This window comes from Luteitalea sp. (assembly GCF_044337415.1).
Taxonomy (GTDB): Bacteria; Acidobacteriota; Vicinamibacteria; order Vicinamibacterales; family Vicinamibacteraceae; genus Luteitalea.
Map to the genome: position 1 here is coordinate 1 of NZ_JBIINP010000107.1, position 15,057 is coordinate 15,057.

Below are 15,057 nucleotides of genomic sequence, written 5' to 3' on the forward strand. Positions count from 1 at the left end.
CGTGGCGCTGCTCGAGGACGGCCGGACGGTGGCCAGCTGGCTGGAACGCAGCGGCGGGGGCGGCGAGGTGCGCCTGCGCGAGGTGACGATGACGACCCGCGGCGAGTCGTTGACCGTGGCCACCGCCGCGAACGGCCGCGCCACGGGGATCCCGATGCTGGCGCGCGACGGGGGCGACCTCATCGTCGCCTGGCGCGATGGCACGGTGAAGACGGCGCGGGTCGCGTGGCCCGCGCCGCCCTCCACGCGCTGAGCGTGTGCCGACTCAGAAGTCGACGCGCACGGTGACGTCCACCGAGCGTGGGGCGCCGAGGAAGAACATCGGCGTGCCGGTGATCGAGGCGGCGTACTCCGTGTCGGCGATGTTGCGAATCCGACCGGTCAGCAGCAGGCGCGACCAGAAGCGATACGAGGCGAACGCGCCGACGAGCGTGTAGCTGCCATCGCCGATGGTGTTGGCCGTGTTGCCGAAGCGCGACGACACGGCACGCCAGTCGACGCCGAGGTCGAGGCCCGGCGTTGGCGTCACCGTCACCCAGGCGTTGGCCACGTGCGTCGGCGTGTTGGGCGGCACGTTGCCGTTGCGCGACACGGCGACACCGCCGACGTTCTCCACCAGGTCGTCGAAGGTGGCGTCGACCCAGGCGTAGTTCACGTCGGCACGCACCATGCGGACCGGCCGCAACGACGCCGCGACCTCGACGCCACGCGACGACTGCTGGCCCACCGGGATCGTCGTGCCCGGGTTGAGCGGGTCGGCGATGGCGAGGTTCTTCCGCACGATCCGGAAGACCGACGCCGTGAGGCCCCCCAGCTGCCCTGGCAGGTCGATCTTGGTGCCGACCTCCACCTGGTTGCCGGTGGTGAGGTCGAAGGTGCGGACCTGCGCGAAGCTGGCGGTCGTGAGGATGCCGGAGGGCGGATCGGCCGCCGTGCTGACCTGCGCGTAGATGTTGGCAGCGGCCACCGGGCTGAACACGATCCCGGCCCGACCCGTGACCGGCGTGTACACGTTCTCGAAGTACGCCGGGTTGGTGGGCGACACCGTTGCCGGGCGGAGGTTGGTGCCCTCGAGCCGGATCCGCTCCGCGCGCAGGGCGGTGACCAGGCTGAAGGCCGACGTCAGCTTCGTGCGGTTCTCGACGTATGCCGCCACCGTGGTGACATCGTTGGTGCGATCGGGCGTGTAGACCGGGACCATGCCCGGGATGCTGAAGAAGCTCTCCGTCGTGAAGTTGATGGGATCGACGATGCTGACGGTGCTGTTGAGCGAGAGCGGGAAGCGCGTCTGCTCGTTGGCACTCACATCGACGCCGCCTGCCCAGTCCATCGCCAGCGGGCCGAGGCGCCCCGACCAGGCCGCCTGCACCCGATCGCCGAGGAGGCGCTGGTCGTGCCGCTGCAGCAGCGGCGACGAGCGCGACACCAGCGTGTTGTCGGACACGAAGCGGTACACCTCGACGTTCTGGTAGTCGCGCAACGCGTCGTAGAAGTAGACCGTGTTGGTGAGTTGCACATCGCCGAGGCGCACGTCGGTGAGCGATCGCGCCCACCCGACCTTCTGCTCGTACAGGCCGTCCGACGAGTTGTAGTTCTTGTAGCGGGTGCCTGCCAGGACGCGGCCGTTGCCGACGGTGGGCGTGAGTAGCGGCGTGCCCCAGTACGGCCGGTCGGCCGTCTCGTGCTGGTACTCCACGGCCAGCGTGTGCGACAGGCGTGAGCCGGCGTCGACGCGCCACGAAGCCGCCGACGACAACGCCGAGCGATCGGTGCGGTCGACGTAGCCGTCGGTGACGCTCTGGTTGGCGTCGACGCGCACGGCGTGCCGCACGCGTCCCTGGCCGAACCGCCAGTTGACCCCTGCCGATCCCTCGACGGTGCCGAACGAGCCGACGCGGAGCTGGGCGCTGGCGGTGTTGCGGGCCATCTGCGCGATCTTGGTGACGTAGTTGATGGATCCGCCGACGGCGCCGGCGCCGTAGAGGAACGTCGACGGGCCACCGATGGCTTCCACACGGTCGTACACCCAGCTGTCCACCGGGCGCGCGGCAATGGCGTCGTACTGCACGGTGATGCCGTTGAACAGCTGCGTGAGCTGCGCTGCCCCGAAGCCGCGATAGACGACCGAGCCGGCCGATCCCGGCGGCGCCGCCGCCGTCACGCCGGGCACGCTCCGCAGGATCTCCTGGGTGTCGAGGGCACCTCGCTGCTCGATGAGTTCGCGCGAAACGATGGTGACCGTCGCGGGCGTGTCGCGGACCGAGATCGGGAGGCGCGACCCGGTACCGGCCGGGGCCTCGAGGGCCAGCGCGTCGGTGGCGGCAGCGCTCACGGTGACCGCTTCGCGCACCGCGCCAACCTCCAGGACGAGCCGCAGGGGCGCCGTGGCGCCGCCGAGGTCGACGTCGAGGCGCGTCGGCGCGAAGGGATCGCGCGAGGCCTCGACCGCGTAGCGACCGGGGACCAGATCGTCGAAGACGAAGGTGCCGGCAGGATCGGTGCGGCCCTGCCTGACCACCGTGGTGCCCGAGAGCACACGCACCTCGGCTCCGGCGATGGCGCCACCCGAGGCCTCCACCACGGAGCCCGTCATCCTCAAGACGTCCTGCGCCGCCGTCGGTACGACGCCGCACACCCACACGAGCCCAGCGACGGCAAGCCATCGTCGGTCGAACACGAACGCCACACTCACCTCCCAGCGGCGCGTCATGCGCCAAGGACAGCGAGTGTAGGGGGACGATCGGGGCTCGCGAGTGCGGCATGTCGTCGCACCCTGCGATCGACAGCCGTCAGGTGGGGCACGCCCCTACTGGGGCAACAAGCGACCTTCGACGCCGGCGTTCCCGAGGCGGGAGAAGTACCGGTAGGCCGTGCGCGACAGATCCGTGATCGCCCGATCGCCGTCGGCGTCGGTGGCCAGGAAGCTGGTCATCACGCACAGGAGGTAGGGGCGGCCCTTCACCTCGACCCAGGCGACCTCGGTGCGGACGCCGTCGAGGCCGCCGGGCTTGGCGGCCACGGGGACGTCGGCCGGCACGCCGGCGCGGATGGCGGTGGGGCCGTACTCGCGGAGGATGCGGATGGCCTCGTCGCGGCTCGCCGGAGTGAGCCCGCGCCCGGTCCGCAGCGCGTCCATCACCACCACCAGGTCGCTGGCGCTGGCCACGTTCTCGTCGCCGCGCGCCGCCGCCGCGCCGTCCATCATCCGCCGCCGCAGCCGGTAGCCCTTGGCGCCGAGCGCGTGCATGTGGGCCGTGATCGTCTCCATGCCCAGCGCGTCGATGAGCACGTTGGTGGACGAGTTGTCGCTGAGCAGGATCATCAGCATGGCGTGGTCGCGCAGCGAGAGGTGCGGCGACGACAGGCGCTGCAGGATGCCCGAGCCGCCGACGCGCGCCGCGGGCGGCAGCGGGCGCGGCTCGTCGAGGCGGACGCGGCCGGCGTCGGCCTGCACGAACAGCTCGTGGAGGATGCCGATCTTGATCGCCGAGGCCGTGGGGAACGGCTCGTCGGCGCGGCGGGCGAAGCGCTCGCCGGTCGTGAGATCGACGATCAGGTAGGAGATGCTGCCGTCGACGCCCTCCGCAATCCGCTGGAGCTCGCGCGTGAAGCGTTCCGCGAGCTCTGCGCGCTTGGCGTCGGGCGCAGCGGGGGCAATTTGAAGTTCGAAATTCGAAATTCTCGGGGCGCGCGCTTCGCTTGCGCCCGCGACGGCCGGGCTCGGAGAGCCGGCCCTACCTTCCCAAGGTAGGGCGCGATGTCCCATCGCGCCGTTCAACCGCCCCGCGCCCAACGGCGGGGTGGGACACCCCGCCCTACCTGGGACCAGCGTCGACGCGAGGAGGAGTTCGAGGATCACAGGGCGCGGACGGCGAGGGCCGTGATGTCGTCGTTCTGTTCGGCGTCGCCGCGGAAGGCCGCGACGGCCACGAACATGGCGTCGACGATCTCGCGGGCGGTGCGGCCGCGCTGCGCCTGCATGACCTCGGCGATGCGCTCGCGCCCGAACTCGTCGCCGTCGGCGTCCATCGCCTCGGACACGCCGTCGGAGTAGAAGAGGAACACGTCGCCCTTCGTGTACGGGATCACGCACTCGTCGTACTCGATGGCCGGGAACGACCCGAGCGGCACGCCGGTCACGTCGAGCCACGTGATCTCGCCCGCCGCGCTCATCTTCAACGGGTACGGCACGCCCGAATTCGACATCGTCACCGTGCGGCGCTTGATGTCGAAGAGGCTGTAGCACAGGGTGCAGTACATCTCCTCGAGCTGCCGCTCGTGCAGGATCGTGTTGACCACCTGCAGCACCGTGGCGGGGGTGATCGCCGTCGGCATGTAGCGCTTGCGGAAGGTGCGCGACCGCACGAGCTCCGACGCGAATGCCGCGTAGAGCGCTGCGGGCACGCCCTTGCCCGAGACGTCGCCGAGCGCCACCACGAGCTGGTTGGCGAGCGGGTCGAGGTAGTCGTGGAAGTCGCCGCCGAGCTCGCGCGCGGCGTCGAAGCGCGCGGCGATGTCGAGGCCGCGGATGCGCGCCGGCACTTCCTGCGGCAGCAGGGCCGCCTGCACGCGCTGCGCGAACCGCAGCTCGCGCTCGATGCGCGCCTGGTTGGTCGAGAGCTCGTGATACAGCCGCGCGTTCTGGATGGCGATGGCGAACTGCCCGCCGAGCAGCGTGGCGAACTCCACCTCGTGCGCGTCGAAGGCGTCGCGCTCCTCGGTGCTGAGGTCGAGCACGCCGATGCAGTCGCCCTGGTAGATCAGGGGGACGGCCATCTCGGAGGTGATGGTGTCGAACAGCTCGAGGTAGCGGGGGTCCTCGCGCACGTCGCCGACCACCACGACCTCCTTGTGGAGCGCCGCGTAGCCGGTGAGGCCCTTGCCGAGCTCGATGCTCGTGAGCTTCTCGTTGACGCCGTAGGGCGAGGCGAGGTGCTTGATCTCGAGGCGCCGCGACGAGGCGTCCATCAGCATGATGGCGAACGCCTTGTAGTCGATCACCTTGCGGGTGACGGCGGCGATGCGCTCGAACAGGAGGTCGACGTCGAGGATCGACGACACCTCGCGGCTGATCTCGAGCAGCGACTCGAAGACCTGCGCATTCTTGGCCGCGTGCGTGTAGAGCCGGGCGTTCTCGAGCGCCGTCGCCGCGTGCACGCCGAACTGGCGGACGATGGCGAGGTCCTTCTCGGTGAAGGCGTGGCGATGGGCGCTGAGGATGTTGAGGGCGCCGATGGTGCGCGTGCGGTACACCAGCGGCACCACGATCGACGCCCGCATGCCGGGCACGTACCCCTTGTAGTAGGGGTCGTTCTCGAGGTCGTTCACCAGCGCCGCGCGGCGGTCCTGCACGGCCATGCCGACCAGGCCGTCGCCGACGGCCAGCCGGATCGACTCGGCCACCCCGGTCGGGTATCCCACCGAATAGTCGACGCGCAGGGTGGCGCCGGCCTCGTCCAGCATGTAGATGGCGAAGGCGTCGAAGTGGATGAGCCGCTCGATGAGCCGCGGGATCGTCTCGAGGAGCTCCTCGAGCGACAGCACCGACATCACCCGGCGACCCAGGTCGAACAGCGTGCGCAGCGTCTCCTGATCGCTGATGGCGCGCGCGGTCCTGGCGAAGTCGCTGGGCGGGGTCGGCTCTGTCACGGCAAGGGGCGGATTATACTGCCGGAGCCCATGGAACTGACCGTCCCCTTCGACTACCAGGCCATCGAGCGGATCCTGCCGCATCGATACCCGTTCCTCCTCGTCGACCGCATCACGGAGTTCGAGGTGGACACGCGCGTGGTCGGCGTGAAGAACGTGACGGGAGACGAGAGCTACCTGTCGCGCGTGCACGGGCAGCCGCCCGTGCTGCCGCCGACGATCCTCACCGAGGCCGTGGCGCAGGTGGGAGCCATCCTGATCCTCGCCAAGCCGGAGAACCGCGAGAAGCTCATCTATTTCATGGGGATCGAGCGCGTGCGGTACCGCCGGCCGGTGCACCCGGGCGACACGGTGATCATCGAGGCGCACGTGCAGCGCCTGCGCAGCCGCATGGGTGTGCTGAAGGGCGTGGCGCGCGTCGGCGACCAGGTCGTCGCCGAGGGCACGATGACGTTCGCGCTCGGACCGCGCAACGAACCACAGGGGTAACCACAGAGGTAGGGCGGGGTGTCCTCACCCCGCCGTCATCGATCAACGCGACTGCGGGCTCACGGCGCGGGTCTGCCGACCAACGGCGCGATGGGGACATCGCGCCCTACCTGGACCAGGTCGATGAAGGCCATCGGTCAGAGGTAGGGCGGGGTGTCCCACCCCGCCGTCATCGATCAACGCGACTGCGGGCTCACGGCGCGGGTCTGCCGACCAACGGCGCGATGGGGACATCGCGCCCTTACCTGTTTGCGGGGGACGTCGCGCCCTGCCTGAATAGCCACATCGCGCGCTACCTGGCAGGAATTTCACACCCTCGCGCGCGGCTGGATCGCATCGCCTGCGCATTCCCATGACCACATGCGGCCCAGCACGCGACGCGACGCTGGCACACCCTTCGCTCAGTGCTGGACCATGCCTGAGGTACGCGAAGAGTGGATTCACGATGTGCGGTGGCCGGAGCGCCGCCAACTCCCGCATGGCACGCCGTCCGAACGGCGGGCTCCCTCGACCTATCTGCTCACGGTGTGCACGCGGCCCAGGCGCCTCAACCAGTTGTGCCACGAGACGGTCGCCGCGGTAATCCACCGCTCGCTGGAGTTCCAACAGGGCCGTGCGCTATGGCGCGTGCACGCCTGCGTGCTGATGCCCGACCACCTCCACCTCATTGCGACCGTGGCGGCCGAGACACCGCTCACGCACACGGTGATGTACTGGAAGCGGTATCTCGCCAGGGAGGCTGGCGTCGACTGGCAGCGCGACTTCTTCGAGCATCGCCTGCGGCGCGACGAGCACTTCGACGCGAAGGTCGACTACTTGCGGATGAACCCGGTGCGGGCGGGGTTGGTGGCCAACCCGGACGAGTGGCCGTATTTCTGGACCTGGTAGCTGAGGGCCATCGGTTTGAGCAGTGGGGCGGGGTGTCCTCACCCCGCCGTCATCGATCGACGCGACTGCGGGCTCACGGCGCGATGGGACATCGCGCCCTACCTGAGAATTCAGTGCGGGGCCAACATTGCCAACGCTTCCGCGGAAGCCCCGGCGTTGCCCGCCCCGCCCTTCATTCTGAATTCTGAACTCTGAATTACTCCTGAAGGTTCCCCTTCTTGGCCACGAGGTTCGTGGTCACCTGCGTCACGGCCTTCTCGGTGGCCTCGCCGAGGATGGTCTCGCGGAAGTCCGACGAGCCGATCTGGATGTCGCCGAAGCCGGCCGCACCCGACCCGCCGCCGCCCCCGAGCAGCAACCCGCTGCGCGACGACTCGGCCTGGCCCTTGGCGCTGATCATGATCTCGCCCGTCGAGCTGTCGATCATCCGCACGGTGAGCGCCACGGTGGCCTTGCCCTTCGACGTGCCGACCTTGCCCAGGCCGAAGTTGCCGCCGCCCCAGCCGCCGCCACCCACGCCAACGCTCTTGTTCTCGGTGCCGAACTTCGTGATCGAGCCGACCAGGAGGTATTGCACCCCCAGGGCCTTGCCGATCTTGGCCATGTCGGCCGCGCTCGGATCGGCGCGGTCGCTGTTGGAGAAGTTCTGCTCGGCGAGGATGGCGTCGAGCCGCTTGCGCTCGATCATGCGGAACGAGCCGTCGTTGACCAGCTCGTCCACGATCATGTCGGCCACGCCCTTGCCGATGTCCCAGTTCCCCGACCACCACTGCTGGACGCTGCCGAAGTCGAGGTCGAGCACCGCCACGGTCGGGCGCTTGGACTGCGCCTCCACCGGCATCGGCATCGCCACCACCGAGAGCGCCACCACACCAGCCGCCACCATCGAACGAAGCACAGTACGCATGAACTTCTCCATGACCTTTCCGAGTTCCGGCCGGATGGGGACATCCGGCCCTACCTTCTGATCCACGCGGCCGGATGGAGACGTCCGGCCCGACCTACTGAAGCCGCCGCGGCCGGATGAGTCATCCGACCCGAGGAATTCGGAATTCCGGATTTCGAATTCCTGCTAGAGTGGCCGCGCGCTCATGGCCGCACTGATCGAAACGGACGGTCACCCTCCGGACGAACAGCCGTGGCAGGCGCTTGCCGATCTCCTGCCCGTCGGCCTGGCCATCGTCTCCCTCACTCCTGAGGGCCCGGGACGGGTGATTGCCGCCAATCCCGCGCTGCTCGCGCTGCTGCGCGGCGCCAGCGGCACGCCGCCCGAGTTGTTCGCCGATGCCGCCTGGGTGGACCCCGAAGAGCGCAATCGGCTTCGCGCTGCACTCCGTGAACCGCACCCCATCGTCGACATGCCCGCACGGCTGAGGCGGGCCGATGGCAGCGTCGCCCATGTGGAGATCACGGCGGTGGTGGGCGGGGGGAGTGCCGGGGGGAGTGCCGACGTAAACGTCGGCACCCACGAACTTCAGGGCACCCACGAACTTCAGGGCACCCATGAACTTCGGGGCACCCAGCGACTTCAGGTCGGAACGTTGTCGGGTCGTTGCGTCCAGGTGCTGGTACGCGATGTGGGGGAGCGGCGGCGGCGGGAGGAGCAGTCGCGCGACCTGTACCAGCAGCTGCTGCAGGCCGAGAAGATGGCCGCCCTGGGCCAGACGATGTCGGGGGTGGCGCACGAGCTGAACAACCCGCTGGGCGCCATCCTGGCGCTGGCCGAGCGCCTGCGCGTGCAGGGCGCCCGCACGCCGCTCGCCTCGGGTCTCCACACGCTGCATAAGGAGGCCGAGCGGGCGGCGCGCATTGCGCGGCAACTGCTGACCTTCGCGCGCAAGCGCCAGACGACCCGCCTGATGGTGCCGCTCAACGAGGTGGTCGCCGAAACGGTGCGCCTGCGCGAGGAAGACCTCCAGCGGGCGGGGCTGCGTGTGAGCGTGGACCTTGCCGACGACCTGCCCGACGTGTTCGCGGACCCGCACCAGTTGCAGCAGGTGGTGCTGAACCTGCTCATCAACGCCGAGCACGCGATGGTGCGGGCCGAGGTGGGTCGCCTGGTGCGCGTGCGCACGTCGCGCGACGACACCGATCACGTCCGGATCGAGGTGGAAGACGACGGGCCGGGCATGACGGCCGACGTCGTGAGCCGGATCTTTGACCCGTTCTTCACGACCAAGGACGTCGGCGAGGGCACGGGCCTCGGCCTCGCGGTGGTGCAGGCGATCGTGGCCGAGCACGGCGGGCGCATCGACGTGGCCTCGACGCCGGGCGCAGGGGCGCGGTTCGCCGTGGTGCTGCCAGCCGCAGGCGCCACGGTGCAGGCGCCGCGCATGCAGACCACGGTCGTGGCCGACACGTCGGACCGCTTCGGCGAGGGCCTGCGCGTGCTGCTGGCAGACGACGAGCCGGCGCTGGCCGGCGCGGTGGCCGACACGCTGCGCGACGCGGGGTTCGAGGTGACGATGGCGGGGGACGGGCAGGAGGCGCTGGCGCGCGCGCAGGCGCAGACGTTCGATGCCGTCATCTGCGACCTGCGCATGCCGCGCGTGGATGGCCCGACGTTCTATCGGGCCATCGCGGCGATCAGCCCGCCTCAGGCGCGGCGGGTGATCTTCGTGACCGGCGACGTGACGGGCACCGAGGCCGCCAGGTTCCTCGACGAGAGCGGCTGCCGCTGGCTCGCCAAGCCGTTCCGGCTGGCCGAGCTCCTGCGCGTGGTGCGCGACGTGGTCGGGTAGGTCAGCAGCTTGCCCTTCGGCGTGGCGGCGTCGAGCACGGCGTCGTGCTCGGCGGCGCGGAGGGTGCGCGCCTCCTGCAGGTCGACCAGCGCGGCCAGGCGCGAGGCGCCGTCGGTGTAGCCGGTCGCGAGCAGCGCGTCCTTGAGCCGGGTGAGGGCGCGGGCGTGCAGTTGCGAGATGCGCGACTCGTTGACGCCGAGCGCCTGCCCGATCTGCTTCATCGTGGCGTCGTTGAAGTAGTAGAGCGAGAGCAGCTTGCGGTCACGCGGCTGCAGGCGGGCCATCGCCTCGCGGAGGCGGGCGCGCCGCTCCACCACCACATACCGCTCGTCGGGCAGCGGCGTGGCGCCGGGCACGCAGCCGGGCGGCAGGTGGGCGTCGGCGCTGTCGCCGCCCGAGGCCGCCGAGGTGGCCTCGATGGTGTTGATGCGCACGATCATGCGGCCGAGGCGTTCCTCGTCGGTGCCGAGATGGGCGGCCAGGTCGGCCAGCGACGGCTCGGCGCCGGTCGAGACGCGCAGCGCCTCGCGGGCGGCCTCGATCTCGCGGCGCATGCGGCGGACGCCGCGCGGCCAGGCGTCGCGACGCAGCGCGTCGATCATGGCGCCGCGCACGCGGCGCTCGGCAAATGTCTCGAAGCGGATACCGCGCCCCTCGTCGTAGCGGTGGACGGCGTCGATGAGGCCGAGCATGCCGTCCTGGACGAGGTCGCCGACATCGACGCCCGACGGCATCGAGGCCGCCATGCGACGCGCCAGGGCTTCCACGAACGCCCGGCTGGCGATCACCCGACTCTGCTGGTCTTCACGAAGGGGCTGCAACACGTCAGTCTCCTGTCACTTGCCGCCGGTATATCGTCGGCTGGACCGGGATCGCACCGGCACCGGCCTTCCATAGAGCAACGACGGTGCCAATTGCGTGACAGGGCGAGTAATAATTGAGGCGTGTTTACAAGCTATTTAGAATTAATAGTTTAGCGTCTTCTGGCAACTTCTTCTGCGACACGAGGCAAGAGGAATGAGGTCAGATAGTCAAAATATTGACTATCTGACACATCCGATCCGCTAGTTTTTTGACGGATCGCGCGTGTCGAGGAGATCGGCCGGCAACTGGCGGTGGATCTCCTTCACGGCGTTCAGGGCGCTGACCGCCGCCTGGACCACGTCGGCGGCGCGGGTCCGGGTGCCCTCGTCGGGGCACTTGGCTTCAATCAGCTCGGCGTTCACCAGCACGATGCCGAGGTGATTGTTCAGCTTGTGGAAGAGATCGCCCAGAGGGCCGAGGGAAGTCATGTGCTGGCCGTACCGAGAGGTGGTATCGGACCTCACGGGACGGACCTGTAGAACAGTTCAGAATTCAGAGTTCAGAATTGAGGGCGGGGCGGGCATCACCCGGGCTCCCGCGAGGGTATTTGTCAGGTCGTCCGACTCGAAGACGGGACCTGTGTCAAAATACTGACGCTACATGAGCGCCCCCCTTCGTCCCCTCCTTCTCGTCGATGACGAAGGCGCGTTCCGCCGGGGCGTGGCGGAGTACCTGTCGGGCGCGGGATTCGAGGTCACCGAGGCCTCCACGGTGGCCGAGGCGCTCGAGCAACTCGAGGGGTTCGCCTTCGACGTGGTCCTCACGGACCTGCGGCTGCCCGATGGCGAGGGCACCACGGTGCTCGAGGCGGCGCGGGCGCGGTATCCGGAAATCGTGGTGCTGGTGGTGACCGGCCACGGGTCGATCCGCGCGGCGGTCGAGGCCATCAGGCAGGGCGCGGCCGACTTCGTGACCAAGCCGTTCCAGCTCGCGGAGCTCGACCTCGCGCTCGGGCGTGCGCTCGAGCGGCAGCGGCTGCGGGAGGAGAACACCTACCTGCGCGAGCAGTTGCGGGAGCGGTATCGGCTGGACCAGTTGGTCGGGCGCAGCGCCGCCATGCAGGAGGTGTTCAAGGTCGTGGAGACGGTGGCGCCCACCACGAGCACGATCCTGATCCTCGGCGAGACGGGCACCGGCAAGGAACTGGTGGCGCGGGCCATCCACCAGTTGAGTCCGCGGGCCGGCGAGAAGTTCGTGGCGCTCAATTGCAGCGCCATCCCCGAGTCGCTGCTCGAGGCCGAGCTGTTCGGGCACACCAAGGGTGCGTTCACGGGTGCCGTGGCCGCCAGGCCCGGGCGCTTCGAGGTGGCGAATCGCGGCACGCTGTTCCTCGACGAGATCGCGACGATGCCGGTGCTGCTGCAGGCCAAGCTGTTGCGGGCGCTGCAGCAGCGCGAGGTGGAGCGGATCGGCGAGGCGCGACCCATCCGGATCGACGTGCGCGTGCTCGCGGCGACCAACGCCGACCTCGAGGGCATGGTGAAGGCGGGGACGTTCCGCGAGGACCTGTTCTACCGCCTCAACGTGATCCCGGTGCAACTGCCGCCGCTGCGCGACCGGCGCGACGACGTGCCGCTGCTGGTGCGCGACATGCTGCAGCGGCTCGGCGCGCTGGCGGTGCCGCCGCGCACCGACGTGACGTTCTCGCAGGAAGCGATGCGCCGGCTGATGGCGTACGAGTGGCCGGGCAACATCCGTCAGCTCGAGAACACCGTGGAGCGGGCGCTGGCGCTGAGTCCGGGCCGGTCGCAGATCGACGTGAGCGTGCTGCCGCCCGACGTGCGCGGCGACAAGCCGGGCGAGCGTGGCGTGACCATTGCGCTCCCGGAGCAGGGGCTCGACCTCGAGCGCGAGCTCGCGGTGGTCGAGCGGGTGTACATCGCGCAGGCGCTGGCGCGGACCGAGCAGAACCGCAGTCGCGCGGCCGACCTGCTGGGCGTGAAGCGGACGACGCTGGTGGAGAAGATCAAGCGGCTCGAGCGGCTGGGGCTTGGGGACGGGCTGCTCTGATCCCGGCAATCTGAAATTCGAAATTCGACATGCTGGGGCGTCGGCACCTTCGGGCCGACGCCTCGACGCCTCTCGATCACTCACAAGGACACATCCTCATGGCGCGCGGCGCATTCTGGACCATCATCGTCGACGATCAGCCGACCGCCTTCCGTGCACCGGTGCGGGAGGATCTGCTGCCGACCCTCAAGCAGTTGCAGCGTCAGCACCCGACGGCCGTGATCAAGTGGTTCCAGCGCGGCCGGTTGTGGGAGACGCCGGGCGACGCGATGGACGCGACCAAGCCGCCGCGTCGTGGGGACTCGTGGCGGCCGGGCGGCGAGCACAAGGATCCGCGCGAGGTGTACAAGGTGCCGCGCGACGTGAAGCGGGCGCGGTGGGCGTCGCAGGCGGCCGAGGGGCGCGGGCCGTGGATGAAGGGCAGCAAGCCCTTCGGCTCCGCTCAGGGCAAGCCGGGGAGCGGGTATCGGGGAGCGGACGGCAACGCCGAGCGCGGCGATCGCCCCGCGTGGAAGCAAAAGGAAGACCGGGTACCGGGTACCGGGTACCGGGTACCAGAGGAGCGCGGCGAGCGCTTCGACTCCGCTCAGGGCAAGCGACCGGCCTGGAAGCCGAAGGCGGATCGGCCCGCGGGCGATCGACCGTTCACCCCGCGCGGCGACAGGCCGTCAGGCGACCGTCCGGCATGGAAACCCAAGGGCGATCGCCCGGCGTTCAAGCCCCGGTCGGATCGTCCCTCGAGCGATCGACCGTTCAAGCCACGTGAGGACAGGGCTGACTACGGCCCGCCAAAGCCGAGAGGCGAAGGCGGCTGGAAGCCCAAGAGTGATCGGCCCAGCGGCGACCGGCCGTTCACCCCACGAGGCGACCGGCCTACCGGCGATCGCCCCGCGTGGAAGCCGAAGGCGGATCGGCCCACGGGCGATCGGCCATTCAAGCCGCGTGAGGACAGGGCTGACTACGGCCCGCCGAAGCCGAGAGGCGAAGGCGGCTGGAAGCCCAAGGGTGATCGGCCGTACACGCCGCGCGCCGATCGACCCGCGGGTGATCGTCCGGCATGGAAGCCCAAGGCGGATCGGCCCTCGGGCGATCGACCGTTCAAGCCACGTGAGGACAGGGCTGAGTACGGCCCGCCGAAGCCGAGAGGCGAAGGCGGCTGGAAGCCCAAGAGCGATCGCCCCAGCGGCGACCGGCCATTCAAGCCGCGCGAGGACAGGCCTGACTACGGCCCGCCGAAGCCGAGAGGCGAAGGCGGCTGGAAGCCCAAGGGCGATCGCCCCGCGTTCAAGCCACGCGCGGATCGGCCGGACGGCGACAGGCCGGCGTTCAAGCCGCGATCCGAGCGGCCTGAGGGTGACGGTGGCGGGTTCAAGCCGAAGGGCGATCGTCCGGCGTGGAAGCCGAGCGGCCCGGGCATTCGTCGTGGTGCGCCGAGTGGTGCGCCGCGGGGCGACTGGCGCGATCGAGGGGCACGTGGCGACGCGACGCCGAGGTCGGCCGGCAGCGCCGCTCCGCCGGCAAAGCGCGGCAAGACGTGGCGCGTCGGCGAATTGCCGCCGGCCGACCGGAAGAAGAAGAAGAAGGACGAGTAGGCGCCGTGATCGTCCATGTGGTGCTGTTCCGGCCGCGGCCGGACGTGACCGACGAGGAGCGCGACGGCCTGCTCGAGTCGATGCGCGTGGCCGCGCGTGAGGTGCCGAGCGTGCGCGGCTTCCGCATCGGCGCGCACCTGGACCCGGCGCCGACCTACGTCCTCGGCGGCTTCCCCAGCTTCCCGTGGATCGCGCTGCTGGAGTTCGACGACGTGGCGGGGTTGCAGGCATACCTGACGCACCCGCTGCATCGCGACCTTGGCGCGCGGTTCAACGCGACCGCCGAGGCCGCGCTGATCTACGACTACGAGATCGCCGAGGCGATGAAGTGAGTGCCCCCGGCAGTCGAAGGTCGGCAGTCGGCAGTCGCGTGCGCGACACGCAGTAGGAGTTGAGGCGGGTACAGCGACATTCAGCGTTCAGAATTGAGCGCGGGGCGCGCGTTGCCGGGCTCACGCCCACCGCACCCTGGCGGCTTGAGCGGCGCGGGCGGCGTGCATGCCTGCGGCCCTGTGGAGCAGGCCGTCCCGATTCAGGACATTCCGCCGCACCGGTGAGTCACAGGCGTGGGGCTGGGGCTCCCCACGCACGTGCACGCGTCCCACGCCGGTGCAAGGATGTCCGGCCTGTGCAACGGCCGCACAAGGCACGCCGGCCGCGACGCGTGCAGCACAGGCGCGGGATTCACGGCACGGCGGTCGGCAGGTCGGCCGTCGAGTGCGCGACACGCAGTAGCAATTCAGGCGGGCGCAGCGACATTCAGAGTTCAGAATTGAGCGCGGGGCGAGCAGCGCCAGGCTCACGCCCAACCGCATGCGCGAGTG

12 protein-coding genes and 1 pseudogene are annotated in these 15,057 nt (G+C 69.8%); 7 read left to right on the forward strand and 6 right to left on the reverse strand.

All coding sequences use genetic code 11. The features are described 5' to 3' along the window. On the forward strand, positions 1 to 253 hold a 253-nt coding region (locus tag ACIRDX_RS14720), incomplete at its 5' end, for a hypothetical protein (RefSeq protein WP_396626194.1). 12 nt (positions 254 to 265) lie between these two features. Here the strand turns inward: ACIRDX_RS14720 and ACIRDX_RS14725 are convergent. The 3 genes from ACIRDX_RS14725 to ACIRDX_RS14735 form a co-directional block, all read right to left on the reverse strand. Then, positions 266 to 2,710, reverse strand: coding sequence for a TonB-dependent receptor domain-containing protein (locus ACIRDX_RS14725; RefSeq protein ID WP_396626195.1), 2,445 nt, complete (start codon positions 2,708 to 2,710; stop codon positions 266 to 268). Between the two features lie 96 nt (positions 2,711 to 2,806). Further along, complete coding sequence (locus ACIRDX_RS14730) at positions 2,807 to 3,766, reverse strand: serine hydrolase (protein WP_396626196.1); 960 nt, start codon at positions 3,764 to 3,766, stop codon at positions 2,807 to 2,809. An 89-nt stretch (positions 3,767 to 3,855) separates the two neighbouring features. Continuing rightward, complete coding sequence (locus ACIRDX_RS14735; RefSeq protein ID WP_396626197.1) at positions 3,856 to 5,649, reverse strand: SpoIIE family protein phosphatase; 1,794 nt, start codon at positions 5,647 to 5,649, stop codon at positions 3,856 to 3,858. 30 nt (positions 5,650 to 5,679) lie between these two features. On the opposite strand from ACIRDX_RS14735, the gene fabZ reads away from it, so the two are divergent. Continuing rightward, positions 5,680 to 6,138, forward strand: coding sequence for a 3-hydroxyacyl-ACP dehydratase FabZ (fabZ, locus tag ACIRDX_RS14740; protein ID WP_396626198.1), 459 nt, complete (start codon positions 5,680 to 5,682; stop codon positions 6,136 to 6,138). A gap of 414 nt (positions 6,139 to 6,552) precedes the next feature. Further along, positions 6,553 to 7,026, forward strand: coding sequence for an REP-associated tyrosine transposase (locus ACIRDX_RS14745; protein WP_396626199.1), 474 nt, complete (start codon positions 6,553 to 6,555; stop codon positions 7,024 to 7,026). Positions 7,027 to 7,222: 196 nt separating this feature from the next. On the opposite strand, the gene ACIRDX_RS14750 is transcribed toward ACIRDX_RS14745, so the two are convergent. Further along, positions 7,223 to 7,933 carry a CsgG/HfaB family protein gene (locus ACIRDX_RS14750; RefSeq protein ID WP_396626200.1) on the reverse strand — a complete coding sequence of 237 codons (711 nt, stop codon included), beginning with the start codon at positions 7,931 to 7,933 and terminating at the stop codon, positions 7,223 to 7,225. Between the two features lie 184 nt (positions 7,934 to 8,117). Here ACIRDX_RS14750 and ACIRDX_RS14755 point away from each other — a divergent pair, with 184 nt between their 5' ends. Next, entirely contained in the window at positions 8,118 to 9,767 is a 1,650-nt protein-coding gene (locus ACIRDX_RS14755; RefSeq protein WP_396626201.1) for an ATP-binding protein, read from the forward strand. A 143-nt stretch (positions 9,768 to 9,910) separates the two neighbouring features. On the opposite strand, the pseudogene ACIRDX_RS14760 reads toward ACIRDX_RS14755, so the two are convergent. Together ACIRDX_RS14760 and ACIRDX_RS14765 are read right to left on the reverse strand one after the other, a co-directional pair. Next, a pseudogene (locus tag ACIRDX_RS14760) lies at positions 9,911 to 10,591 on the reverse strand (sigma-70 family RNA polymerase sigma factor); the annotation flags it as partial. Positions 10,592 to 10,831: 240 nt separating this feature from the next. Next, complete coding sequence (locus tag ACIRDX_RS14765) at positions 10,832 to 11,059, reverse strand: hypothetical protein (RefSeq protein WP_396626202.1); 228 nt, start codon at positions 11,057 to 11,059, stop codon at positions 10,832 to 10,834. A gap of 172 nt (positions 11,060 to 11,231) precedes the next feature. On the opposite strand from ACIRDX_RS14765, the gene ACIRDX_RS14770 reads away from it, so the two are divergent. From ACIRDX_RS14770 to ACIRDX_RS14780, 3 genes are all read left to right on the forward strand, one after another. After that, on the forward strand, positions 11,232 to 12,641 hold the full coding sequence (locus tag ACIRDX_RS14770; RefSeq protein WP_396626203.1) for a sigma-54-dependent transcriptional regulator: 1,410 nt from the start codon (positions 11,232 to 11,234) through the stop codon (positions 12,639 to 12,641). Positions 12,642 to 12,739: 98 nt separating this feature from the next. Beyond that, complete coding sequence (locus ACIRDX_RS14775) at positions 12,740 to 14,233, forward strand: hypothetical protein (protein ID WP_396626204.1); 1,494 nt, start codon at positions 12,740 to 12,742, stop codon at positions 14,231 to 14,233. A 5-nt stretch (positions 14,234 to 14,238) separates the two neighbouring features. Next, on the forward strand, positions 14,239 to 14,565 hold the full coding sequence (locus tag ACIRDX_RS14780) for a Dabb family protein (RefSeq protein WP_396626205.1): 327 nt from the start codon (positions 14,239 to 14,241) through the stop codon (positions 14,563 to 14,565). Positions 14,566 to 15,057: the final 492 nt, after the last annotated feature.